Below are 23319 nucleotides of genomic sequence, written 5' to 3'. Positions count from 1 at the left end.
CCCTGTCAACCAAACGGTTGGTTACTTACCGCGCTACCCTGGCTCCATGGCAGCAAGGGACCCCGAGGCCACCAGAGCCCGGATCTTCGAGGCGGCGGTGTCGGAGTTCGCCCGCCACGGCATCGCCGGCGCCCGCATCGACCGCATCGCGACCGATGCCAAGGCCAACAAGCAGCTGATCTACGCCTACTTCGGCAACAAGGCGGAGCTGTTCACGCAGGTCCTGGGCAAGGCGATGCTCGACCTGGCCGTCGCCGTCCCCGTCGACCCGGACGACATCGAGGGCTGGATCGACCGAGTGATGGACTACCACGAGGTCCACCCCGAGGTGCTGCGCCTGCTCTTCTGGGAGGGCCTGGAGTACGGCGCCACCACCGAGCTGCCCGACGAGGCCGAACGCCAGGAGCACTACCGCCGCAAGGTCGCCAGCCTCCGGGACGGCCAGGACCGCGGCATCATCACCGACGCCATCCCGGCCCGCGACCTGCTGTTCCTGCTGATCGCCCTGGCCAACTGGACCGCCGTCGTCCCGCAGATGAGGCGCATCCTGGTCGGCGCCGAGCCCGCGGACCGAGAACGCCTACGAGCCTCGGTGAGAGAGGCGGCACGGCGACTGATCGCGAAGTAGCGGTCCGCCGGCCCCTCCCGGTGAGGGGCTAGTTCGTACCGATCCGCGCGAGCAGGTCCACGATCCGGGCCTGAACCTCGGCGCTGGTCGACCGTTCGGCGAGGAAGAGGACCGTCTCGCCGGACGCCAGCCGCGGCAGGTCGGCCTGGTCGACGGCGGCCGTGTAGACGACGAGCGGGGTGCGGTTGAGCTGCCCGTTCGCGCGCAGCCAGTCGACGATCCCGGCCCGCCGCTTGTGCACCTGCATCAGGTCCATCACGACGAGGTTCGGCCGCAGCTGCCCGGCCAGCGTCACCGCGTCCGCGTCACTCGCCGCCCGCGCGACCTGCATCCCACGCCGCTCCAGCGTCGCGGTCAGCGCGAGCGCGATCTCCGCGTGCTCCTCGATCAGCAGCACCCGCGGCGGGTGCTGCTCACTGTCCCGCGGCGCGAGCGCCTTGAGCAGGACGGCGGGGTCGGCGCCGTAGGCCGCCTCGCGCGAGGCCTGGCCGAGCCCGGCCGTGACCAGCACCGGCACCTCGGCCGCGACCGCCGCCTGCCGCAGCGACTGGAGCGCGGTACGGGTGATCGGCCCGGTCAGCGGGTCCACGAACAGCGCGGCGGGGAAGGCCGCGATCTGGGCGTCGACCTCCTCGCGCGAGTGCACGATCACCGGCCGGTACCCGCGGTCGCTCAGCGCCTGCTGCGTGGTCACGTCCGGCGCCGGCCACACCAGCAGCCGCCGCGGATTGTCCAGCGGCTCCGGCGGCAGTTCGTCGTCCATCGGCTGTGGTCGCGGCGTATCCGCCACCTCGACGGCCCCACCGGGACCGTCCAGCGGCTCGGGCCCCTCGGCCGCGTTCTCGTCGGGCGCCCCTATGGCGTACGACCGCCCGGTCCCCTCGGTCATCTGCGCCAGCCGGGACTGCCCGGCCAACGAGTGCTGCGGCTGCGGCTGGACCGAGGGCTGGGCCTGCGGCGGTACGGTGCTCTGCTCGGCCGTCGGATGCGGACGGGCCGCCTGCTCCGGCTGCGCGGCGGCCGGGTCGGTCCGCGTACCGAGCTTGCGCCGCCGGCCCGAACCGCCCGGCTGGTTGGGCGGCGGCGTGGCCGTCGACTGGTGCGGAGGGTGCGGCGCGGGCGCCGCCTGCTGGGTCGCCTGGGCCTGCCGGGTGAACGGCACGCCCTGCCCCAACGTCCGCACGCTGATCGCCCTGCCCTGCGTGGAGTTCGGATCCACCGGCGTCTCGGCCGCGGCCTCGGCGGGCAGCGGCTGAGCCGCCCGGGGCCGCGCGGCGACGGCCTCGGGGGGCAGGGGGGTGCCGGGGGCGGGGGTCTGCGGGGCCTGGGGTTGGGCTTGTGGCTGGGGCTGGGGGTTCTGCGGGTTCGAGGGCGCGGCCGAGGGCTGAGGCGGCACGGGTCCGGCGGGCGCCTGCGGGTTCACCGGTGCGGCGGTGCCGTTCGGCGGTACGGCCGTCCCGGCGCCGGAGGCGTCCCCGGTACCGGGCCACGGGGGCTGGGCCGGGGTGCCCTGGGCGGGGGTGCCGGGCGCGGCGACGCCCGGGGCGGCCGTTCCCTGGGCGGGGACGGCCTGCCCAGGGGCGACCTGGCCCGGAACGGCGGTCCGGCCGGGTGCGACCGGCTGCCCCGGAACGGCGAGTTGACCAGGGACACCGGGCTGCTGCCCGGGTACGGCCTCGGCCGGAAGCGGCTGACCGGCCCCGGCCGGGTTGGGCACACCCTGAGCGGGGTGGGCCTGGCCGGGGACCGCCTGCCCGGGCGCGTTCTGCGCGGGGACGGGCACGGGGCCGCCGAGGGCCGGTGCCCCCGTCCCCTGGGCCGGCACCGCCTGCCCGGGCGCGGCCTGCGCCGGGACCGGCAGCCCGGGAGCCATCTGAACTCCGTGGACGGTGGCACCGGGGGCGACGACGGGGGCACCCGGCTGGACCGGCTGAACGGTCTGCCCTGGTTGGACCGGCTGGGCCGGTGTCCCGGGCGGAACCGGTTGCCCGCTCGGCGCCGCCTGTCCCGCCTGACCGACCTGAGCGGGCGGGGCGGGCTGGGCCGGGCGGGCCTGGGGCACGCCCGGTTGCGGGACGCCGGCCTGGACGGGCACCGCACCGGCGGGCTGCCCGGCCGTACCCTGCGCCGGAATCTCCTGCGCGGGCGCGCCGGCGGCCTCCGTCTCCGCCCGCTGGCCGACGGCCCGGCGACGCCGGCCCGTGGGCGCGTTGGTGGGATGCGGCTGCGGCGGGGTGTGGTCGTCGGCCTGGCTGGACGGCACGGCATCGTGCCGCCCGTCGTCGACGAGCCCGTCCTCGCAACCACCCTGCCCGGGCACCTGGACCGGAACCCCGGCCTGCGCCGGAACCTGCGCCTGCCCAGGCATCTGTGCTTGTCCGGGCATCTGCGCCTGCCCCGGAACCTGTGCCTGCTGCCCTGGAGCCTGCACCTGCCCCGGAACCTGCGCCTGCACCGCCTGGCCCACGTTCACGTCCGGCCGGTCCGCCGCGGCCGGCGGCAGGGCGAACACCGCACGGGGGCCCGCCTCCTGCGCGGCGGCGCGCTCCGAGGCGGCGGCCAGCGCACGCCGGCGCCGTCCGGTCGGCTGCTGAGGATCACCGGCGGAGCCGTCGGGGCCGCCGCCCTGTCCCTGCGCGGGATCGCCGGAGGCCACCGCGGGCAGGGCCGGCGGCAGCGCGTGCTGCTCGCCGCCGTCGTTCCGGGCCTGCCGTCCGCCGGGCGCGGGCACGCCCTGCGGCGGCACCGTCCCGCCCAGCCCGGATCCGACGGCCGCGGTCCCGGCCGCGTGCTCGGCGGCCGTGACGACGGCGCCCTCCGAGACACCGGCACCCGCGTCGCCGCCCTCACCGGTGACACCCGCGCCGGCCGCGTCCTCGGCAGGCCGACCACGGCGCCGTCCGGTACCGCCGGAGCCGTCGCCGCCCTCTCCCGCGGCCTGGGCCGGAACGGCCCGCTCCACCTGCGCGGCGGCCCGCCGCCTGCGCCGCCCGGTCGGTGCCGCGGGATCCGCCTCGGCACCCTCGCCGTCGCCGTGCTCGGCCTGTTCGGCGTCGAGGAAGGCGTCCGTGGAGGACCGCCGGGCCCGCCGCCGACCGCCACCGGCCTGCTCGGACGACACAGGCTGCCCGGGCTGTGCTGCTTGCTGCGCGGGAGGCGCGCTCTGGCCGCCGGCCGCCTCCAGCGCCGCCGGTCCGGGGGCCGCGACAGCTCCGGCCCCACCACCGATGGGCACTTCGAGGACGTAGGCACTCCCACTCATGCCCGGCACTTCATGTGTCTGCAGCACACCACCGTGGGCGCGCACGATCCCGCGCACGATCGGTTCGTGCACCGGGTCCCCGCCGGCGTACGGCCCGCGCACCTCGATGCGTACGACCTCACCGCGCTGCGCCGCCGCCACGACGACCGTGTTGTCCATGTAACCGCCCGCCGAGACGGGCGCGTTGCCGGTCGCGTCGACGCCGGCGACGTCCGCGACCAAGTGCGCGAGGGCGGTGGCCAGCAGCCGCGGGTCGACCTCGGCCTCGATCGGCGGGGCGTGCACGGCGAACTGCACCCGGCCGGGCCCGATCAGCTCCACGGCTCCGTCGACGCCCGCCGCGACGACCGCGTCGAGCATCACTTTGGTGCGCGTGATGCCGGCGGTGCCGTTGTCGATCCGCTGGTAGCCGAGGACGTTGTCGATGAGGGTGGTGATCCGCGAGTAGCCGGCGGACAGGTGGTGCAGGACCTGGTTCGCCTCGGGCCACAGCTGCCCGGCGTCGTCGGCGGCCAGCGCGGACAGTTCGCGGCGCAGTTCGTCGAGGGGGCCGCGCAGCGACTGCCCGAGCAGGGTGAGGAGCTGCTCGTACCGCCCCGACAGGGCCTCGTAGCGGTCCTTCTCGCGCTCGCCGAGCGCGGCGTACCGGTCCTCGCCCGCGGCGATTTCCTCCTCGTGCTGCTCCTGGAGGTCCTCCAGCTCGGTCACGTGCTTCTGGCGCAGCGCGGTGAGTTCGGAGGCGTGCTCCTCGGAGAGCCGTTCCAGCTCATCGGCGTGCCGCTTCTCGACCGTCTCCTTCTCCTCGGCGAGCGCGTCGTACGGCCGCCGGTCGGTGAAGGTCAGCACGGCGCCGACGAGCTGGTCGCCGTCGCGGACGGGCGCGGTCGTCAGGTCGACCGGGACCTTCTCGCCCTTCTTCGACCACAGCACCTGCCCGCGCACCCGGTGCTTGCGCCCGGAGCGCAGGGTGTCGGCGAGCGGCGACTCCTCGTACGCGAAGGGAGTCCCGTCGGCTCGCGAGTGCAGCACCAGATCGTGCAGCTCCCGCCCGCCGAGATCGCTGGCCCGGTAACCCAGTATCTGGGCGGCGGCCGGGTTGACGAGGACGATCCGCCCGTCGGTGTCCGTCCCCACGACGCCCTCGGAGGCCGCCCGCAGGATCATCTCGGTCTGCCGCTGCGAACGGGCCAGTTCGGCCTCGGTGTCCACGGTCCCGGTCAGATCCCGTACGACGAGCATCAGCAGTTCGTCGCCGCTGTAGCCGTAGCTGTCGTAGGCCTGTTGCCCGTTCTCCAGATTCGCGCTGGTGACCTCGACCGGGAACTCGGTCCCGTCCGTCCGCCGCGCGACCATCCGGGTCGGCTTGGTCCGGCCGCGCGGGTCCATGTGGTCGGGGCGCCGCATCGAGCCGGGGATGAGCTTGGAGTCGAACTGCGGCAGCAGATCGAGCAGCCCCCGCCCCACCAGAGCCGTCCCCGGGGCCTCGAAGGCCTCCAGCGCGATGGTGTTCGCGTTGACCACGGTCCCATTGGCGTTGACCAGCACCAACGCATCGGGAAGCGCGTCCAGTATGGCTGCGAGGCGAGCAGCGCCTCGGGATGGCCTGCTGCTCACGAGACGCTTCCTCCCTGTTACCGCACCTTGCCGACCGCTCGGGCCATCTTGCCAACCTGCCCGCGACGTGTCACGCGAGGGAGTCTAAAGGCAGCGGTTGCGCTCGCGACGCCGGATGAGAGGGAGGTCGCACGACGAAGTGACGTAGAACGTGTGACCGCATGTCATGGCATCGGGAGCCCTTCACCCCCCTTTACGGCATCGGGGATTCCGCCCCGAAATGCGGGTGACGGGGGTCGGAGGCGCGGGTGGGGCGAGAGTGGGGGCGCGGGTGGGGCCTGTCGCGGGGGTTACCGAGCGGGTGGGGCCCGGTCCGGCGGGCTCTGGGGGCAGATGCCCCGGTGCGGCAGGGACCCTGGTGCGGGGGAGGGGCTACCCGCCCAGCCGGGGCAGCAGTGGCACGAGCCGGTCCCACCGGCCGATCTCACAGCCGTTGCTGCGGTCGAAGCGCGCGTCGACCGGTCGCCCGGCCCAGGTCCCGGTGACGTGCGCGGTGGCCGGGCCGCCGTACTGCATGGTGCACACGGTCCCCTTCGGCACCGGCGCGAGGCCGTCCTTCCCCCACCGGGTGTTCCGGTCCAGGACGGCACAGGCGCCGCCGGCGTCGGGGTGACTGCCCTCGGCGGGATGACAGTCCAGCTCGAACCGTCCGTCCGCACCACCCCCCGCGTTCCGCACGGTGACGGTGAGGTGATCGCCCCCGACCACCGCCCGGTCCTCGTCGCGGACGGGCGGGGGTGCGAGGGGTGCGAGGGGTGAGACGGCGACGGCGGGGACGGCGGGGACCACGGACCCGGCGACGACGGATCCGACGGATCCGGCGAGGAGGAGGAGTCGGGTGACCCGCGACATGACCTGTGAGGTGGCGTGCGGGGCGGTGCGTGAGGTGACGTGTGACATGACCTGACTAACGCCGTGGCCCGACGGACGTTGCGCACCGCGCCGCGGGGGCCGGCGAAGGCGCCGACAAGCGCTTTGCCCTGCGGGCCGCCTGCCTAGTACCGTGGGAGGCGATTGGTGACACCGCGCTCGACTGTGTCATCATCTGCACGCACCACTCGCGCTCGCGCGGGCGGCTGTGCGGGAGGCGTCGCCTAGTCCGGTCTATGGCGCCGCACTGCTAATGCGGTTTGGGACTTCAATCCCATCGAGGGTTCAAATCCCTCCGCCTCCGCACCTGATCACGAAGCCCCGGTCCCACGGACCGGGGCTTCGTCGTACCCCCTCCAAACCAACGTTTCCGCAGGTCACAAGGGGTATGGCAAACGGATTTCACATGACGGCGGCAGTCATGTAATGTTCTTCCTGTCGCCGCGAGCGGCCCGGACGGGCAAGAAGCGAAGACAGAAAAACAGAACACAAGCACTCGTAGCTTAACGGATAGAGCATCTGACTACGGATCAGAAGGTTGCAGGTTCGAATCCTGCCGAGTGCACACAGAACAGAAGCCCCGGATCACTCCGGGGCTTCTGGCGTTTCGGGGGAGCACAGCTGTGACCGAGAATGTCGAGCCACGCGTCCCCAGTGCGGCGGGTGAGGTGCCGCTGGTCGGAGGGCGGGTCACTTCGGGGGTGGTGCGGGTGGGGGATACCGTGCGGCGGCCTGTCACAGAGGCGTCCTCGTTTGTCGCGGAGTTGTTGGGGCATCTTGAGCGGCGGGGGTTCGCCGGGGCCCCGCGTCATCTGGGGAGCGATGGGCTCGGCCGTGATGTGTTCAGTTACGTTCCCGGCTGGGTGCCCGCGCGGTTTCGGCGGTGGAGTGATCGGCAGGTCGCCGCTGCGGGGGCCTTGCTCCGTGCTTTTCATGACGCCACGCGTGACTGTGGGCTGGTCGGGCGGCATTCGGTGATCTGTCACAACGACCCGGGGCCCAACAATGCGGTCTTCTCGGCTTCGGGGGGTGGGCTCGTGCCGGTCGGTCTGATCGATTTCGACACCGCCGCGCCGGGAGAACCGCTTGAGGATCTCGGCTATATGGCCTGGACGTGGTGCGTTTCCTCCAAGTACGCCGGAGTGTCCGAGGGTGCGGTGTCCGGCGTGGGGCGCCAAGCCGCGCAGGTTCGGCTTCTCGCCGATGCCTACGGGCTCGACGCCGTCTCCCGTGCCGGTCTGGTCGATGCCCTGGTCGACCGGCAGGAGCGCAACGCCCGTTGGTGGCGGAGCCGCCTCACGGGGGCCGATGACGCCGGTGCTCGGCGGCGGACGGTCGAGCGCATCGACTGGTCCGAGCGCGAACGGGCCTTCACCGTGGCCCACCGTGAGGTCTTCGCGGCGGCTCTGCGCTGAGGCCGCGCGGCTAGCCGTAGAACGGGCCGGGTGTGCTCCATGTCGTATGGCCGAAGACGTTGTCGTCGGTGATGGTGACGCGGACGTCGGAGACCTTCAGGCCGTACTGGGTGGGGGTCATGCCGGTGGGGCAGTCCACTGTGACGGCGGGGAAGTTCATGTAGAAGTGGGGGCCCGCGTCGCGGGTGGGGGACTGGCGGTGTTCGTGGAGGACCCAGTTGGCCTCGGCGTAGTAGTAGGTGCGGAGGAGTTCCTGCTGGGTGGTGCGGACCACGAACGCCGTGCTGTGGTCGAAGGTGCCGTCGGGGCGGAGGCAGCCGAAGGTGCGGGCGGTGTCGGCGTGGGCCTTGAACCAGTAGTCCGTGCTGCTCAGACCCGCGAGGTAGCCGGGCTGGTCGCGGACGTTGTGGAGCGTGACGGCGAGTTTGAAGCCGCCGCAGCCCGGGGTGGGGTCGTAGTCGTGGTAGGTGTTCAGGCACTTGCGGTCGCCGAAGTAGGCGGCGGGGTCCGGGGTGTAGGGCTTCGGGACGACCGTGTCGTAGAACTTCACAGTCGCCGAGACGCCGTCGGGTGTGGGTGCCGGGATGTCGACCGTGGTGGTGGCCTGGGCGGGGCTCGGTGTGGCGAGCGCCATGCCGGTCGCGGCGAGCAGGGCGAGGGTCAGTCGCGCCGGTGTCGCGCGCTTCTTCCGGGGCCCGCCGGGTCTCTTGGCTCGCTGCGTGCTCTGTCCGTTCCGCATGTGAAGGAATCCCCCCTCGTGCACGGCGTGCACACTCACATGAGCAGTTGTCAATCGTCAGCACGTTAGTTGGGCAATGGGGGGTTATCCGGCGAACGCCTCTGTCCTTACAAACGGAAGGTTCCAGTCGTCGGTGGTCTTCTTCGGTCCGGTGGTCGTCGGCCTGCGGTGGTGGTCGGTCGTGAAGACGAACAGGCGCAGGACCAGGAAGCGGCCGACGCCGGCCAGGCCGGATGCGGTGAGGTACACGGCCTGCTCCCGGAGCAGGGAGGGGGACGACTGCACCGTGTGGAGAAGGAACATCGCGGCGCAGGTCATCACGTAGGCGGCCGTCGCCGAGCCCGCGGACTGGAGGTGGCGGCGCCAGCCGGGGCGGCGGCCCGTGCCGAAGGTGAAGAGGGCGTGCAGCTCGGTGCACAGGAGGGTGGACGCGACGGTGATCGCCGCGTTCGCGATCGCCCAGGGCATCGTCAGGGCCAGCAGCGGTACGGCGAGGCCGGCCAGGAGTCCGACACCGCCGCCGCACACCACGAAGCGGACGAAGGAGGAGAGGGGGCCCGGGGTCGCGGGGGTGCTCTCCGGCTGCGGTGCGAGCAGCGACTCCATGGCGGTTTCCCTTCCGGGGACGGGGCGCGGGTCTCCTGGACTCGCTATGTCGGCCTCAGTCGACACCGACCGGGCTTCAGCCGGGCATCAGCCGGGCTTCAGCGCGGATCAGTGGGATTCGGCTGGGTCAAACGATGCCGTCGTCCGTCGGCGGGAACGATGGAGTGGCCTCCCGAAGTGGGGGTAGGGCCAGCTCCACCATGAAGGGGCGGGCTGTCGGTGTACGGCTCAGCGTACGGCTCAGCCCAGGAGGCGTACGAAGCCTCCGCGCGTCGTGTCCGCGCCCAGCAGGTCGTACCAGTCGATCGCTTCGGGGAGCCGGTCCAGGGACAACACCACCGCGCCGCCCGCCCGTTCGGCGTCGGCGCGCCACGCGGACATGGCCACTCCGGGAACGTCGTCGCTCTTGCCCCCCTCGCCGTCCGCGCCGAGGACGGGGGCCATCAGCGCGGGGATCATCAGGCCGGCCTCCCCCGGGCCGTCCACCACGCACACGGTGAGCTTCGGCGCTATCCGCCAGCCCTCGCACACGGGCACCGACCCGTCCTGCGCGGTCATGGGCGGGAGTACCGGCAGCGCGTCGTGGACGGGGGCTTCGGACAGCAGGAGTACGGGAGGGCCGGTGGCCGTGCCGCGTACGAACAGGGTGTTCTCGGGATCCAGGAGCATCGGGACACTGTCGCAGGTCCGGGGCGTATCCGGCCGCCGGGGCCCGCTACTTGCCGTCGCTCGCCCCGCCGTCCGGGGTCGTCTCCTCGGCGTCCTGGGTGCGGAGTTCCTCGATGTAGTCGAGGGCGAGGGTGGTCGAACGGGTGAACCAGTCGTGGAGTACGGCGATCTCGTCGGGGGAGTAGTCGGCGAACAGGGCGTTGAGGCGGTCGTAGTAGGGGCCGTAAAGGGCGTAGACGCGGGTCAGCGCGTCGGGTCGGGCGGCGACGCGGACGCGGCGGCGGTCGGTGGGGTCGGGGACGCGGGTGACGAAGCCGGCGCGTTCGAGGCGGTTGAGGATGCCGGTCACGGCGCCGGTGGTGACGTGGGCGTGCTCGGCGAGGTCACCGGCGGTGAGCAGTTCCTCGCCCTCCTCGGCCGCCTTGATGACGCAGGCGAAGCAGAGCAGGTCGGTGACGTTCAGGCCCAGCCGCTGGGACATCTCCTGTTGGCCGAGGTGGGCGGTGGCGATGAAGAAGTCCATCGCCGACAGCGCTTCGGCCTCAGTGGCGGTGGGGCGCGGCTTGGCGTGCATCGGATTCCTGGTTTCTCTTAGCGCGTGAGAGATTTATGGGCTAAATTTCTTAGACAGTGAGGCATCTGGTCTGGGGAGGCTCAGTGAGTGCACACCAGTATGACGAGGGGCACACCGTCGCCGGGTGGACCGGTTTCGGGATCGCGACCGCAGGGACCTCGGTGGTGGGGCTGGGGGTGTGCATGGTGTCGGTGCCCGTCCTGGCGGTCGGGCTCGCGATCGTGGTGGTGAGCGTCCTCGTCACCTGGGCCCTGCATCTCACCGGCTGGGGAAAGCCGCCGGGGCGCCGGCCTCGGGCGGAGTGGGGGATGGGAGTGCGGGACTCCGGAGCGCGGGCCGGGCATCCGGAGTGCGTGGGATGCCGGTTGGCGGGGCGGGGGGCCCGGAGGGCGGGGGCGGTGTCCGAGGTCTTGCCCGCTGTGTCCGCGGTGGGGGACGCGGAGCCGGCGGCGGCTCGTACCGGGGGGTGAGTCCCGCTCCGCCGGTTGCTCGGAGCCCGTTGTCAGTGGTGGCCTCTACTCTCGTGAGGGATGGCACAGGCATGGAAGTGCTCGGGGCTGCGGTGGGCGGCGGACGGTCCCGTGCTGGCGTGGGACGGCGGGCGGCGCAGTGCGCTGACCTGGGGTAAACAGGTGGCCTTCGGGGTCGCGGAAGGGGGCGCGCGGACATGTGTGGGGGCACGGGGGCATCCCTGTCCGGCGCGGGCGGGCGTCTCGGGGCGGAGTACGGGAGCTCGGTGCGAGGAGTGCGCGCGGCTGGACCGGGCGCACTCGGTCGCCGCCGACACCATCGCGGACGATCCGCGGCCCTACCGGGTGTACCTGGCGTGGTTCGGGCCCGGCATGGTCAAGGTCGGGATCACCGCCGAAGAGCGGGGCTCGGCCCGGCTGCTCGAACAGGGAGCGGTCTGCTTCAGCTGGCTGGGTACCGGGCCGCTGATGGCCGCGCGGCGCACCGAGGAGTTGCTGCGGGCCGCCCTCGGGGTGCCTGATCGGATCCCGTACGTCGAGAAGCGGGCGGTGCGGTCCGAGTTGCCGGGGTCGGAGGCGGAACGGGCCGCCGAGATCAGGGAGTTGCACACCCGGGCCACGGCTCTCGGCGGATGGCCGGAGTCGCTCGCGCCGGCGCCGTGCCAACCCGTCGACCACGTCCGGGCGTTCGGGCTCTCGGGGTTGCCGGCCGCCGTGGGGGATGTGGGTGAACTCGTCGCCGGCGGCGCGGTGAGCGGTCGGCTGGTGGCGGCCGCGGGGCCCGACCTGCATCTGGAGACGGTGAGCGGGGTGGTCGTGCTCGACACGCGGTTGATGAGGGGGTGGGAGCTGGTTCCCTCCGGGGGTGGAACGAGCGGGGGTGCGGTGAGCGGGGGTGAAGTGACCTTTCCCGTGCGGGAGTTCAGGCGGGTGGTGGGGGTGCAGGACGGATTGTTCTGAGGGGGTGGGGAGGGGGCGGCCGACCGTGGTGTGGACGTGGGCCTGGGCTGGACGTGGGCATGAACAGGCAGTTCCCCGCGCCCCTGAGGGTGCCAGGGTTGTCGTAGGTCCGAGAGGACGGGGCTTGGCGCCATCGGGGGTGCCGCGTGCGGTCGTAGGCGGCTGCGGGCCCATCGTGACTGGTCGCGCAGTTCCCCGCGCCCCTGAGGTGAGGACAGTTGCCCGGCGATTGAAGTGGTCGCCCAGGGACGAGGGCGGGGGCAGGTAGGTATTCGGGTGAGGCGGGGACCGACCCGCTCGGGACCGACCGCCGTCGACCGACCCGGGGCCCTGCCCGGACCGATCCGACCGGACTGACGCTGTCCGGACCGGACCGGACCGGACCGGACCGGACCAGCCCCGACCCGGACCGACCCGAACCCGTCCTGCCCGGCCCGACCCGGGCCCTCCCCGCCCCGGCCGTCGCCGGTCCTCAGCCACCCCCCTCGGTGATCTGCGCCCGGCGGGCGCGTTGGGCCTCACGGGTTACCGCCCAGGCGTCGGCCACCGGGCCCACGTGGGTCAGCTTGTCGGGGTTGATGACGGAGCGGATGGTCTGGATGCGGCCGTCGGCGATGTCGAGGGCAAGGGTGTTGAGGATCTTGCCGTCCCGGTCGCGGAAGAGGGCGCCCGGTTGGCCGTTGACCGAGTGGGGTTCGACCGTGACGCCGACGTCGGTGAGCGCGGAGAGCATCGCGGCGAGGAGGCGGGAGACCTTGGGGGCGCCGATGATCTCGTTGGCCCACTGGGGTGCCTTGCCGCCACCGTCGCCGACCATGTGGACGTCGGCGGCGAGGAGTTCGCGCAGGCCGTCGACGTCGCCCTCCCGGAAGGCGTCGAAGAAGCGCTCGGCGAGTTGCTCGCGTTCCTTGCGGTCGGCCTCGAAACGAGGGCGGCCCTCGTCCATGTGGCGGCGCGCCCGCACGGCGAGCTGACGGCACGCGGCCTCCGAGCGCCCCACGGCGGACGCGATCTCGGGGAAGCCGAACCCGAACACCTCCCGGAGCACGAAGACCGCCCGTTCGAGCGGGCTGAGCCGCTCCAGCAGCACCAGGGCGGCCATGGACAGGGAGTCGGCCAGTTCCGCCGAGCGCTCCGGGTCCTGGTAGGGGTCGTTCAGCAGCGGCTCGGGGAACCACGGACCGACGTACTGCTCACGGCGTACGCGGGCCGAGCGCAGTACGTCGATCGAGACGCGGGTGACCACCGCCGAGAGGAAGGCCTTGGGGGAGACGGGCTGGGTGGGGGTGGTCTCGTAGCGCAGCCAGGTCTCCTGGACGGCGTCCTCGGCCTCGCTCACGCTGCCGAGGATGCGGTAGGCGATCGCGAAGAGCAGCGGCCGCAGCTCCTCGAACTCCTCGGTACGGCTCACGCCGACTCCTCCTCGTTCCCGGCCGCCCTGTGTCACGTCGGCCGGCTCTCGATCCCGCGCCACGTCGACCCCTCCTCGCTTCCGCCCGACCCCGGCTCGCTCCCGGCCCCGGTCCCCGTCCCGCGTCACGTCTGCTTCCTCTCCTCGGTTCCGCGCCACGCCTGCCCGCCTCTTCTCCCGCTCCGCGCGTGCCCACTCGGCCTACGCTCCCCCGGCCCGCGCACCCCAGCTCACGGCCCTCGTCGCCGTACCGCGAATCACCTGCCGGCGCCCCCGCATCACCCCCGCCCCACCAGCTCCTCCTCGAACCCCCGGCGCCAGGACGGATGGTGGGGCTGCCAGCCCAGTTCCCGCTTGGCCTTGGTGTTGGAGAAGCCGCGGCCCTCGGTCATCATCCGTACGGCGACCTCCCCGGCGAGGGGCCGGGCCAACCAGGTGGGCACGCGCATCGGCCGTTTCGCCCCCGCGCACGCGGCCAGGTGCGGCAGCCACTCGCGGGCCGGGGCCGGATCGTCGTCGACGATGTTGAAGACGCCCCGGGCCCGCTGATCCACGGCCAGGACGGTGGCGTCGGTGGCGTCGTCCAGGTGCACCCACGAGCAGTGCCCGGCACCGCCGCCGACGACCGGGAACTGCCGCTTGCGCAGGGGCTCGGTCAGGTCGTCCATGGCGTCCGGGCCGTAGAACCAGCCGTAGCGCAGCACCGCGCCGCCGACGGCGACCACGGAGTCCTCGACGTGGCGGATGGCGGCCATGCCGGACTGGGCCACCGTCCCGGTGTACGGGTCCAGGGGGTCCTGTTCGGTCTTCACCCAGCCGCCCTCGCGCAGGCCGTTCCAGCCGCCGTAGCTCTGGGCGACGACGTGCCGTACGCCGGTCGCCTCGGCGGCGGCGAGCAGGTGGTCCGTGCCCTCGGTGCGCAGCCGGATGGTGGTCGCGAACCAGCGGTCCATGTGCTTCATGTCGGGCTTGCCCGCGTGCGTCACGGAGATCGCGGTCATCTGGTGCACGAGCGTGTCCGGCCGGGCCTGGGCCACCGCCTCGCCGACCGACATCGCGTCCAGCCCGTCCATGACGACGCCCTCGGCGCCCAGTCGCTCCAGCAGGCCCAGCTTGGCCGCGCTTGTCGTCGTGGCCGTCACCTGGTGCCCCCTGGCCACGAGCCGCGGTACCAGCCGTCGCCCGAGGACTCCCGTCCCGCCCGCCACGAACACCCGCATGCCGCTCACCTTCCTGACGTGCTTCCTCGGTCCCGGCCCGATCCGACTTCCTCGGTCCCGGCCCGATCCGACCCGGTCCCGATCCGTCCCGGCGCCGATATGTCCCGTTCCCTGAACCGGCTCTCACCACTGGGACGGTCCGGCCCCTGCGTATGTGACATCCGAGCCCGTCACATCAGAACGGCTGTGCCGATGCGGCGGGACAGACGTGAAGGAATACGGCCAATGTTGCCTACTGATCAGTCGTGTTCTAGGCATGGTGATCAACGGCGTTCATGAAGAACGCATGCCTGAGAGGACGGCCTCCGTCTCATGAAACCCCCCAAACCCTCCAAGCCCTCCACCATCGCCGTCGCCGCGGCCGCCGCGCTCGTCGCGGTGCTGCCCCTGGCCGGTACCTCCACCGCCGTGTCGTTCGCCGGCAAGGATCACCGTGCGGTGACCACGGCCGCCGGAGACACGTTCCACCTGCGGCTCAAGGCCGGCCCGACCGTCCTGCCCGCCTCGGGCGGCACGGTCGCGGTCAAGGGCGCCGGGTACAACCGGGCGCAGGGCATCTTCCTCGCGTTCTGCGCGATCCCGGAGGGTGTCGTCGTAGGCGATCCCACGACGTACAAGAGCCTGCCCGGTCCGTGTCTGCCCGGCCGGGAGAACCAGGACGGCTCCTCGCGCCGGATCACCGACACCGGCACCGGCACGCCCGGGATCACGCTGCCGTACGAGAAGGGCGGCAAGTTCAGTACGACGCTGGAGCACGTGCGGCCCGAGATCGCGGACGGGGTCACGTGTGATGTGACCGTGCGGTGCGCGGTCGTCACCCGGGCGGACTTCACGGCCACGAACGACCGCCTGTACGACCTGTACATCCCGGTCCACTTCGCGCCCACCGCCGCGAAGGACAAGGGTCAAGGGTAGGGACAAGGGTTAGGCGTCCGGCAGGGACAGCCGTTCCCAGGGATTGCCTGAGAGCTCCCTGTGCGTTTCTCAGGGAAATCACAGATTGCCGAAAGGGTGTTCTCAGGCGGCCCCGACAGTGTGTCCAGCATGACCACGACCTCGCCCCAGGGGCGCACCGAACTGCTGAGGCCGGACGGGAGCCCCGTCCGCGTGCTTGTGGTGGACGACGAACTGTCGATCACCGAACTGCTGTCCATGGCCCTGCGCTACGAGGGCTGGCAGATCCGTAGTGCCGGCGACGGCACGGGCGCCCTGCAGACCGCCCGTGACTTCCGGCCCGACGCCGTCGTCCTCGACATGATGCTGCCGGACATGGACGGGCTGGCCGTCCTGGGGCGGCTGCGGCGTGAGCTGCCGGACGTGCCGGTGCTGTTCCTGACGGCGAAGGACGCCGTGGAGGACCGGATCGCGGGCCTGACCGCGGGCGGCGACGACTACGTCACCAAGCCGTTCAGCCTCGAAGAGGTCGTCGCGCGGCTGCGCGGGCTGATCCGCCGCTCCGGCGCGGCCGACCGCCGGTCCGACTCGGTGCTGGTCGTCGGTGACCTCACCCTCGACGAGGACAGCCACGAGGTCTCGCGGGCCGGGGAGAACATCCACCTCACCGCCACCGAGTTCGAGCTGCTGCGCTTCCTGATGCGCAACCCGCGGCGCGTGCTCAGCAAGGCGCAGATCCTGGACCGTGTGTGGTCCTACGACTTCGGCGGCCAGGCCAATGTGGTCGAGCTCTACATCTCCTACCTCCGGCGCAAGATCGACGCGGGGCGGGAGCCGATGATCCACACCCGGCGCGGTGCCGGTTACCTGATCAAGCCCGCGGCCTCATGAGCGGACGACGACGGCCGCGTGCGCAGCAGCGTCCGGGCAAGCCCCGCACCCTGCGGGCCCGGCTCGTCGTCGCGTCGGTGGTGCTGATCGCCGTGGTGTGCGCGGTGATCGGCACGGTGACGACCCTGGCCCTGCGGTCCCATCTGTACGACCAGCTCGGTGACCAGGTCTTCGACGCCGGGAAGCGTCTGTCGGGACCTCCGTTCGCCAGGGAGGACGACAAGACGGATGACACGGCGGGCACCAGCACGAACGACACCGCGGCCGACAAGCCCGACACCGTCCAGGACCGCCTCGACGCCTTCGTCACCTACGGCCCGACCCAGCTGAAGACGGTCGCCGCGAAGGTCGGCGCCGACGGCACGATCTCCAAGGCGGTCGTCGCCGAGCAGGCGTCCGACGACACCCGGCAGCGGATGTCGGCCACACCGCTGAGCAAGGAACAGCGGGACGTGTTCGCCGACGTGCCCACGACCGGCAAGCACACCGTGACCATCCCCGGCCTCGGCGACTACCTCGTGATGTACGTGCAGGGCAACGACGGCTCCGCCTACTACGTCGCCCTCCCGACCGCCACGGTCGACAGCACCGTCAACACCCTCGTCCTCGTCGAACTCAGCGTCACCGCCGCCGGTCTCGGCGCCGCCGTCATCGCCGGATACGTCCTCGTCGGCGTCGCCACCCGGCCGCTGCGCAAGGTCGCCGCGACCGCCACCCGGGTCTCCGAACTCACCTTGCACACCGGCGAGGTGAACCTCAGCGAGCGCGTGCCCGAGGCGGAGTGCGATCCGCACACCGAGGTCGGTCAGGTCGGGGCCGCGCTCAACCGGATGCTGGACCACGTCCACGGCGCGCTGCACGCGCGGCAGCAGAGCGAGATGCGGGTACGGCAGTTCGTCGCGGACGCCAGCCATGAGCTGCGCACCCCGCTCGCGTCCATCCGCGGCTACGCCGAACTCACCAGACGCGGCAGGGAGGAGGTCGGCCCCGACACCCGGCACTCCCTCGGCCGTATCGAGTCCGAGGCGGGCCGGATGAGCCTGCTCGTCGAGGATCTCCTGCTGCTCGCCCGTCTCGACGCCGGACGGCCCCTCCAGTTCGAGCAGACGGACCTCGTCCCGCTCGTCGTGGACACCATCAGCGACGCCCGCGCGGCCGGCATGGAGCACACCTGGCGCCTGGACCTGCCCGACGAACCGGCGCTCGTCTCCGGGGACGCGGCCCGCCTTCAGCAGGTGCTGATCAACCTGCTGGGCAACGCCCGCAAACACACCCCGCCGGGGACGACGGTCACCGCGCGCGTGCAGCGGCGCGGCCCCTGGATGTGCGTGGACGTCGAGGACAACGGCCAGGGCATCCCGGAGGACCTGCTCCCGCATGTCTTCGAACGGTTCGCGCGCGGCGACTCGGCGCGTTCCCGGGCCACCGGCTCGACCGGTCTGGGCCTGGCGATCGTGCAGGCCGTGGCGACCGCGCACGGCGGTGCCGTGACCGTGGACAGCGTTCCCGGGCGGACCGTCTTCACGCTCCACCTGCCCGCGGTGGGCCCCGTGACGCCCCGTCCGGCGCCCGAAACCAACTGGCAACCGCACTCACAGGCACAGCACAGCGCCGCCATATGGGTGCAACAGGGGGCTTGAGCAGAGTCGTTCGCATGCGAACCGATTCTTCTCCCGGCACCCTGCCGGCGCGGGAGCACCTCCCGGCCGGCGACGCCGGTACGCCTGTCCTGGACGTAGTGATCCCCGTCTACAACGAGGAGAAGGACCTCCAGCCGTGTGTGCTGAGACTGCACGACCATCTCAGGCGCACGTTCCCCTACGCGTTCCGCATCACGATCGCGGACAACGCGTCGACGGACACCACCCCCCAGGTGTCCCGGCGGCTGGAGGCGGAGATCCCGGAGGTGCGGGCCTTCCGGCTGGAGCAGAAGGGCCGGGGCCGGGCGCTCAGGACCGTCTGGTCCGCCTCGGACGCCCCGGTCCTCGCCTACATGGACGTGGACCTGTCCACCGACCTCAACGCCCTGCTCCCGCTGGTCGCCCCGCTGATCTCGGGCCACTCCGACCTGGCGATCGGCTCCCGGCTCGCCCGTAGCTCCCGGGTGGTGCGCGGGCCGAAGCGGGAGTTCATCAGCCGGGCCTACAACCTCATCCTGCGCGGCTCCCTCCAGGCCCGCTTCTCCGACGCGCAGTGCGGCTTCAAGGCCATCCGCCGCGATGTCGCCCAGCTGCTGCTGCCGCTGGTGGAGGACACCGGCTGGTTCTTCGACACCGAGATGCTGGTGCTCGCCGAGCGCGCGGGACTGCGTATCCACGAAGTGCCCGTCGACTGGGTCGACGACCCGGACTCCACCGTCCACATCGTGCGGACGGCGACCGACGACCTCAAGGGCGTGTGGCGGGTGGGCAAGGCGCTGGCCGGCGGTTCGCTGCCGCTGGACCGGCTCGCCCGGCCCTTCGGCGACGATCCGCGCGACCGCGAGATCAAGGACGTACCGAAGGGCCTGGCCCGCCAGCTCGTCGGGTTCTGTGTCGTCGGCGGGCTGTCGACCCTCTTCTATCTGCTGCTGTACAGCGTCTTCCGGCAGTTCGGCGGCTCGCAGCTCGCCAACGCGCTGGCGCTGCTGGTCTCGGCGGTCGCGAACACGGCGGCAAACCGGCGGCTGACCTTCGGGGTGCGCGGGCGGGGCGGTGCCGTCCGCCACCAGGCGCAGGGCCTGGTCGTCTTCGGCATCGGCCTCGCGCTGACCAGCGGCTCCCTGGCCGCCCTGAACGCGGCGACCCCCGACCCGGCGCACTCCACCGAACTGGCGGTACTGATCGCCGCCAACCTGGCCGCCACGGTCCTGCGCTTCCTGCTCTTCCGCGCCTGGGTCTTCCCGGACCGCCGCGAGGACGGCGACACGGGGGCCACAGCGCGCACAACGCCCACGGTGGTCGCCTCGCACCACCCGGCCTCGCCGACGTACCCGACGGTGCCGCACGCACCCCTGCCCCAGCGTCCGACGGCCCACCCGTACGCCACGGCACAGCCGACACCGACACCGACCCGAGGGACTGACTCCCGATGACCATCCACACGTCGACAACCGGTGCGGATACGGCCGTTGCCCATACGGATACGGCCGCCCAGGCACCGAAGACCCCACCGGCCCCCACGGCCCCCACGGCCCCCGACTCCGGTGAACCCCGGCAGCCCTTCCTCCGCAGACTCTGGCGGGGCCGCCCCGAGGACCCCCGCTGGGCGCGCCCCGCGGTCCTCGGGCTGCTCCTGGCCACCGCCCTCCTCTACCTCTACAACCTGAGCGCCTCCGGATACGCCAACTCCTTCTACTCGGCGGCCGTCCAGGCGGGCAGCCAGTCCTGGAAGGCGTTCTTCTTCGGCTCGCTGGACGCGAGCAACGCCATCACCGTCGACAAGCCCCCGGCCTCCCTGTGGCCGATGGAACTGTCGGTCAGGATCTTCGGCCTGAACTCGTGGGCGATCCTGGTCCCCGAGGTCCTGATGGGCGTCGGCACGGTGGCCGTGGTCTACGCGGCGGTACGGCGCCGGTTCAGCCCCGTGGCCGGCCTGATCGCGGGCGTGACCCTCGCCCTCACCCCGGTCGCGGCGCTGATGTTCCGGTTCAACAACCCGGACGCGATGCTGGCGCTGCTGATGGCGCTGGCCTGCTACCTCGTCGTCCGGGCCCTGGAGGACGGCCGGACGAAGTGGCTGGTGTGGGCCGGTGTCGCGATCGGCTTCGCGTTCCTCGCCAAGACGCTCCAGGCCTTCCTGATCCTGCCGCCGCTGGCGATCGTGTACGCGGTCTGCGCGCCGGTTTCCGTGAAGAAGCGCTTCGGTCAACTGGCCGCGGCCACCCTCGCGTTGGTGGTCTCCGGCGGCTGGTGGGTGGCGATCGTCGAACTGTGGCCCGCCTCCTCCCGCCCCTACATCGGCGGTTCGCAGAACAACTCCTTCCTTGAACTGACCTTCGGCTACAACGGCCTGGGCCGCCTCAACGGCGAGGAGACCGGCTCGGTCGGCGGCGGTGGCGGGGGTGGGGGCGGCACCGGCCAGTGGGGCGAGACCGGCTGGGACCGGATGTTCAACTCCGAGATCGGCGGCCAGATCTCCTGGCTGCTCCCGGCCGCGCTGATCCTGCTGGTCGCGGGCCTGTGGGCGACGCGGAAGGCCCGCAGGACCTCCGTCACCCGGGGCGCGTTCCTGGTCTGGGGCGGCTCGCTGCTGATGACCATGGTCGTCTTCAGCTACATGGCGGGCATCTTCCACCAGTACTACACGGTCGCCCTCGCCCCCTACATGGCGGCCGTGATCGGCATGGGCGCGGGTCTGCTGTGGGAGAAGCGCGCCGAGCTGTGGGCCTCTCTCACCCTCGCGGCCTCCGTCGTGGCGGCCGCGTCCTGGGGCTACGTCCTGCTCGACCGCACCTCCGCCTACCTGCCCTGGCTGAAGTGGCTGGTCCTGATCGGCGGCCTGGTCGCCGCGCTCGGTCTGATCTTCGCCGGCCGGATCAGTAGGCAACTGGCCCTCGCGGCCGCGTCGTTGGGCCTGGCAGCCGCGCTGGCCGGCCCGACCGCGTACACCCTCAGCACCCTCCAGGAGGGCCACACCGGTTCCATCGTCACGGCGGGACCGGCGGGCGCGAGCATGATGGGCGGCGGTCCCGGTGGAGGCCGCGGCGGCATGGGCGGCGGCGGCTTCCCGGGCGGCGGCCCGAACCAGCAGAACGGCAACGGCAACGCCCAGGGCCAGCAGGGCAACGGCAACGGCTTCCCCGGCGGCGGCACGGGCGGTTTCGGCGGCGGCATGCCCGGCCAGAACGGCAACTCCCAGGGCAACGGCAACTCACAGAACCAGCAGGGCGGCATCCCCGGCGCCATGGGCGAGCGCGGCGGCATGCGCGGCGGAGGCGGTGCCGGCGGCCTCCTCAACGGCGCCAACGTCACCGCCGAGGCCAAGAAGCTGCTGGAGACCGACGCCGACCAGTACACCTGGGCGGCCGCGGCCATCGGCGCGCAGAACGCCGCGAGCTACCAACTCGCCACCGGCGACCCGGTGATGGCGATCGGCGGCTTCAACGGCACGGACCCGTCCCCGACGCTGGCCCAGTTCAAGAAGTACGTGGAAGACGGCAGGATCCACTACTTCATCTCCAGCGGTTCCGGCGGCGGCATGGGAGGCAGCAGCACCGGCACGTCCTCGCAGATCACCAGCTGGATCGAGGCCAACTTCAAGAAGGTCACGGTCGGTTCGGCCACCTTCTACGACCTCACCCAGAAGGCGAGCTGACGGCACCCGGACCGGTAAGGGCGGCGACCGAGGTCGCCGCCCTTCCGCACGCGCCCCTTCCGCACGCGCCCCTTCCGCACGCGCCCCTTCCGCACGCGCCCCTTCCGCACGCGCCCCTTCCGCATGCGCCCCCTTCCCGTGCGGCGAGAAACAGTGTTGTACGCCGTAGAGGAGATGTTCTACGGTGTACAGCATGACAACGTCCCCCCAGGAACAGGCACCTGCCCAGACCCCGCACGGCGGCCATCCGCAGCGCTGGCTGATCCTCGGCGTCATCTGTCTCGCCCAGCTCACCGTGCTGCTCGACAACACCGTGCTGAACGTCGCGATCCCCTCGCTCACCCGCGAACTCGACGCGTCCACCGCCGACATCCAGTGGATGATCAACGCGTACTCGCTCGTCCAGTCCGGCCTGCTGCTCACCGCGGGCAGCGCCGCCGACCGCTACGGCCGCAAGAAGCTGCTGATGGCGGGGCTCGCCCTGTTCGGCATCGGTTCGCTCGTGGCCGGTCTCGCCACCACCAGCACACAGCTGATCGCGGCCCGCGCCGGTATGGGCGTCGGCGGCGCGCTGCTGATCACCACGACCCTCGCCGTGGTCGTCCAGATCTTCGACGACACCGAGCGGGTGAAGGCGATCGGCCTCTGGTCCACCGTGAACTCGCTCGGTTTCGCCACCGGTCCCCTGATCGGCGGCGTGATGCTCGACCACTTCTGGTGGGGCGCGATCTTCCTCATCAACATCCCGGTGGCGGTCATCGGCCTGGCGGCCGTCCTGACCATGGTCCCCGAGTCCAAGAACCCCCAGGGCGACCGTCCCGACCTGCTCGGCGCGGTGCTCTCCACGATCGGTATGACGGGCGTCGTCTACGCGATCATCTCCGGCCCGGAGCACGGCTGGACCTCCACGACCACGCTCACCTCCGCCGCCATCGGCCTGCTCGTCCTGGCCGGCTTCGCCGCGTGGGAGCTGCGCATCCCGTACCCCATGCTCGACATGCACTTCTTCCGCAACCAGCGCTTCACCGGCGCCGTCGCGGGCGCGATCCTCGTCGCCTTCGGCATGGCCGGTTCGCTCTTCCTGCTCACCCAGCACCTCCAGTTCGTCCTCGGCTACGGCCCCCTGGAGGCGGGTCTGCGCACGGCACCCTTCGCCCTCACGATCGTCGCCCTCAACCTCACCGGCGTGAGCGCCAAGCTGCTGCCGAAGATCGGTACGCCGGCCACGATCGCCGTCGGCATGACCTGCCTCGCGGTCGGCCTCGCCGCGATCGCCCTCCTCGGCGGCAACGGCTACGGCGGCATGCTGCTCGGCCTGATCGTCATGGGCGCCGGTGTCGCCTACGCCATGCCGGCCATGGCCAACGCCGTCATGAGCGCGATTCCGCCGGAGAAGGCGGGGGTGGGCGCGGGCGTCAACGGCACGCTCGCGGAGTTCGGGCAGGGGCTGGGTGTCGCGGTGCTCGGCGCGGTGCTGAACTCCCGGTTCGCGGCGCTGGTCTCGGTGGCGGCGGCGTCCTTGCCGGCGGCGCTGGCGGAAGCCGGGTCGGCGGCGGAGCGGCGGGAGATCACCGAGGCGTTCGCCTCCGGCCTGGAGACGAGTCAGTTGGTGGGGGCGGGTGCGGTGTTGCTCGGGGGGTTGGTCGCCGCGGTGTTGTTGCGGCGGGCTGAGCGGGTTGCCGTGGCTGCCTAAGAGCTCGGGTGGCTGGGTAGTTGGGCGGCTGCGGGTACGTTGTGGCTGGTCGCGCCCACGCGGCGGAGCCGCAGATCGACACAGCCCCGCGCCCCTGAGGGCGCTTGG

18 protein-coding genes and 2 tRNA genes are annotated in these 23319 nt (G+C 72.2%); 12 read left to right on the top strand and 8 right to left on the bottom strand.

The features are described from left to right. Window positions 1-46 precede the first annotated feature (46 nt). On the top strand, window positions 47-628 hold the full coding sequence (locus K4B79_RS17965) for a TetR family transcriptional regulator (protein WP_232027712.1): 582 nt from the start codon (window positions 47-49) through the stop codon (window positions 626-628). A gap of 28 nt (window positions 629-656) precedes the next feature. Here K4B79_RS17965 and K4B79_RS17960 read toward each other — a convergent pair whose 3' ends face one another. Together K4B79_RS17960 and K4B79_RS17955 are read right to left on the bottom strand one after the other, a co-directional pair. Beyond that, entirely contained in the window at window positions 657-5504 is a 4848-nt protein-coding gene (locus tag K4B79_RS17960; protein WP_232027711.1) for a PAS domain-containing protein, read from the bottom strand. 372 nt (window positions 5505-5876) lie between these two features. After that, window positions 5877-6356 carry an SSI family serine proteinase inhibitor gene (locus K4B79_RS17955; RefSeq protein ID WP_232028327.1) on the bottom strand — a complete coding sequence of 160 codons (480 nt, stop codon included), beginning with the start codon at window positions 6354-6356 and terminating at the stop codon, window positions 5877-5879. Window positions 6357-6587: 231 nt separating this feature from the next. Between K4B79_RS17955 and K4B79_RS17950 the strand changes: the two genes are divergently transcribed. From K4B79_RS17950 to K4B79_RS48295, 3 genes are all read left to right on the top strand, one after another. Beyond that, a tRNA-Ser gene (locus tag K4B79_RS17950) sits at window positions 6588-6678 on the top strand. Between the two features lie 188 nt (window positions 6679-6866). Beyond that, a tRNA-Arg gene (locus tag K4B79_RS17945) sits at window positions 6867-6939 on the top strand. Window positions 6940-6997: 58 nt separating this feature from the next. Next, the gene (locus K4B79_RS48295) at window positions 6998-7789 is read left to right on the top strand and encodes a phosphotransferase family protein (RefSeq protein ID WP_232027710.1); all 792 of its coding nucleotides are present in this window, start codon (window positions 6998-7000) and stop codon (window positions 7787-7789) included. A 10-nt stretch (window positions 7790-7799) separates the two neighbouring features. Here K4B79_RS48295 and K4B79_RS17935 read toward each other — a convergent pair whose 3' ends face one another. From K4B79_RS17935 to K4B79_RS17920, 4 genes are all read right to left on the bottom strand, one after another. Then, window positions 7800-8528 carry a hypothetical protein gene (locus K4B79_RS17935; protein ID WP_232027709.1) on the bottom strand — a complete coding sequence of 243 codons (729 nt, stop codon included), beginning with the start codon at window positions 8526-8528 and terminating at the stop codon, window positions 7800-7802. Between the two features lie 84 nt (window positions 8529-8612). Continuing rightward, window positions 8613-9134, bottom strand: coding sequence for a GtrA family protein (locus tag K4B79_RS17930; RefSeq protein WP_232027708.1), 522 nt, complete (start codon window positions 9132-9134; stop codon window positions 8613-8615). A gap of 240 nt (window positions 9135-9374) precedes the next feature. After that, a complete protein-coding gene (locus K4B79_RS17925) occupies window positions 9375-9803 on the bottom strand; it encodes a hypothetical protein (protein WP_232027707.1) in 429 nt (142 codons plus the stop codon). A 46-nt stretch (window positions 9804-9849) separates the two neighbouring features. Then, window positions 9850-10377, bottom strand: coding sequence for a MarR family winged helix-turn-helix transcriptional regulator (locus K4B79_RS17920; RefSeq protein ID WP_232027706.1), 528 nt, complete (start codon window positions 10375-10377; stop codon window positions 9850-9852). An 83-nt stretch (window positions 10378-10460) separates the two neighbouring features. Between K4B79_RS17920 and K4B79_RS17915 the strand changes: the two genes are divergently transcribed. Both K4B79_RS17915 and K4B79_RS17910 read left to right on the top strand, forming a co-directional pair. Next, window positions 10461-10847 (top strand): HGxxPAAW family protein, encoded by a 387-nt coding sequence (locus K4B79_RS17915; protein ID WP_232027704.1) that lies wholly within the window; start codon window positions 10461-10463, stop codon window positions 10845-10847. Window positions 10848-10907: 60 nt separating this feature from the next. Further along, complete coding sequence (locus K4B79_RS17910) at window positions 10908-11807, top strand: DUF2797 domain-containing protein (RefSeq protein WP_232027703.1); 900 nt, start codon at window positions 10908-10910, stop codon at window positions 11805-11807. Between the two features lie 472 nt (window positions 11808-12279). Here the strand turns inward: K4B79_RS17910 and K4B79_RS17905 are convergent, their stop codons facing one another. Together K4B79_RS17905 and K4B79_RS17900 are read right to left on the bottom strand one after the other, a co-directional pair. Continuing rightward, the gene (locus tag K4B79_RS17905) at window positions 12280-13218 is read right to left on the bottom strand and encodes an RNA polymerase sigma-70 factor (RefSeq protein WP_232027702.1); all 939 of its coding nucleotides are present in this window, start codon (window positions 13216-13218) and stop codon (window positions 12280-12282) included. A 278-nt stretch (window positions 13219-13496) separates the two neighbouring features. After that, a complete protein-coding gene (locus tag K4B79_RS17900) occupies window positions 13497-14438 on the bottom strand; it encodes an NAD-dependent epimerase/dehydratase family protein (RefSeq protein WP_232027701.1) in 942 nt (313 codons plus the stop codon). Between the two features lie 312 nt (window positions 14439-14750). Here K4B79_RS17900 and K4B79_RS17895 point away from each other — a divergent pair, with 312 nt between their 5' ends. The 6 genes from K4B79_RS17895 to K4B79_RS17870 all read left to right on the top strand — a co-directional run bounded on the left by K4B79_RS17895 (window position 14751) and on the right by K4B79_RS17870 (window position 23211). Continuing rightward, window positions 14751-15353 carry a hypothetical protein gene (locus K4B79_RS17895; protein ID WP_232027700.1) on the top strand — a complete coding sequence of 201 codons (603 nt, stop codon included), beginning with the start codon at window positions 14751-14753 and terminating at the stop codon, window positions 15351-15353. A gap of 129 nt (window positions 15354-15482) precedes the next feature. Further along, window positions 15483-16223 (top strand): response regulator transcription factor, encoded by a 741-nt coding sequence (locus K4B79_RS17890; protein ID WP_232027699.1) that lies wholly within the window; start codon window positions 15483-15485, stop codon window positions 16221-16223. Further along, window positions 16220-17863: a sensor histidine kinase gene (locus K4B79_RS17885; RefSeq protein ID WP_232027698.1), complete on the top strand. Its 1644-nt coding sequence runs from the start codon at window positions 16220-16222 to the stop codon at window positions 17861-17863. Before K4B79_RS17890 ends, K4B79_RS17885 begins: the two co-directional genes overlap by 4 nt. Before the next feature lie 14 nt (window positions 17864-17877). Further along, the gene (locus K4B79_RS17880; protein WP_232027697.1) at window positions 17878-19296 is read left to right on the top strand and encodes a bifunctional glycosyltransferase family 2/GtrA family protein; all 1419 of its coding nucleotides are present in this window, start codon (window positions 17878-17880) and stop codon (window positions 19294-19296) included. After that, window positions 19293-21518, top strand: a complete 2226-nt coding sequence (locus tag K4B79_RS17875) for an ArnT family glycosyltransferase (RefSeq protein WP_232027695.1) — start codon at window positions 19293-19295, stop codon at window positions 21516-21518. Before K4B79_RS17880 ends, K4B79_RS17875 begins: the two co-directional genes overlap by 4 nt. 193 nt (window positions 21519-21711) lie before the next feature. Then, complete coding sequence (locus K4B79_RS17870; protein ID WP_232027693.1) at window positions 21712-23211, top strand: MFS transporter; 1500 nt, start codon at window positions 21712-21714, stop codon at window positions 23209-23211. Window positions 23212-23319: the final 108 nt, after the last annotated feature.

It is taken from the genome of Streptomyces lincolnensis (assembly GCF_021173675.1).
Classification (GTDB): Bacteria; Actinomycetota; Actinomycetes; order Streptomycetales; family Streptomycetaceae; genus Streptomyces; species Streptomyces lincolnensis_B.
The sequence above is the reverse complement of the archived record's forward strand: the minus strand, read 5'-3'. Positions and strand labels throughout refer to the sequence as shown.

Bases quoted from the DNA above. Each gene is read 5' to 3' on its own strand.
- K4B79_RS17965 (WP_232027712.1), top strand. From the start codon at position 47: ATGGCAGCAAGGGACCCCGAGGCCACCAGAGCCCGGATCTTCGAGGCG.
- K4B79_RS17955 (WP_232028327.1), bottom strand. From the start codon at position 6,356: ATGTCGCGGGTCACCCGACTCCTCCTCCTCGCCGGATCCGTCGGATCC.
- K4B79_RS17935 (WP_232027709.1), bottom strand. From the start codon at position 8,528: ATGCGGAACGGACAGAGCACGCAGCGAGCCAAGAGACCCGGCGGGCCC.
- K4B79_RS17930 (WP_232027708.1), bottom strand. From the start codon at position 9,134: ATGGAGTCGCTGCTCGCACCGCAGCCGGAGAGCACCCCCGCGACCCCG.
- K4B79_RS17925 (WP_232027707.1), bottom strand. From the start codon at position 9,803: ATGCTCCTGGATCCCGAGAACACCCTGTTCGTACGCGGCACGGCCACC.
- K4B79_RS17920 (WP_232027706.1), bottom strand. From the start codon at position 10,377: ATGCACGCCAAGCCGCGCCCCACCGCCACTGAGGCCGAAGCGCTGTCG.
- K4B79_RS17910 (WP_232027703.1), top strand. From the start codon at position 10,908: ATGGCACAGGCATGGAAGTGCTCGGGGCTGCGGTGGGCGGCGGACGGT.
- K4B79_RS17900 (WP_232027701.1), bottom strand. From the start codon at position 14,438: ATGCGGGTGTTCGTGGCGGGCGGGACGGGAGTCCTCGGGCGACGGCTG.
- K4B79_RS17895 (WP_232027700.1), top strand. From the start codon at position 14,751: ATGAAACCCCCCAAACCCTCCAAGCCCTCCACCATCGCCGTCGCCGCG.
- K4B79_RS17890 (WP_232027699.1), top strand. From the start codon at position 15,483: ATGACCACGACCTCGCCCCAGGGGCGCACCGAACTGCTGAGGCCGGAC.
- K4B79_RS17885 (WP_232027698.1), top strand. From the start codon at position 16,220: ATGAGCGGACGACGACGGCCGCGTGCGCAGCAGCGTCCGGGCAAGCCC.
- K4B79_RS17880 (WP_232027697.1), top strand. From the start codon at position 17,878: ATGCGAACCGATTCTTCTCCCGGCACCCTGCCGGCGCGGGAGCACCTC.
- K4B79_RS17875 (WP_232027695.1), top strand. From the start codon at position 19,293: ATGACCATCCACACGTCGACAACCGGTGCGGATACGGCCGTTGCCCAT.
- K4B79_RS17870 (WP_232027693.1), top strand. From the start codon at position 21,712: ATGACAACGTCCCCCCAGGAACAGGCACCTGCCCAGACCCCGCACGGC.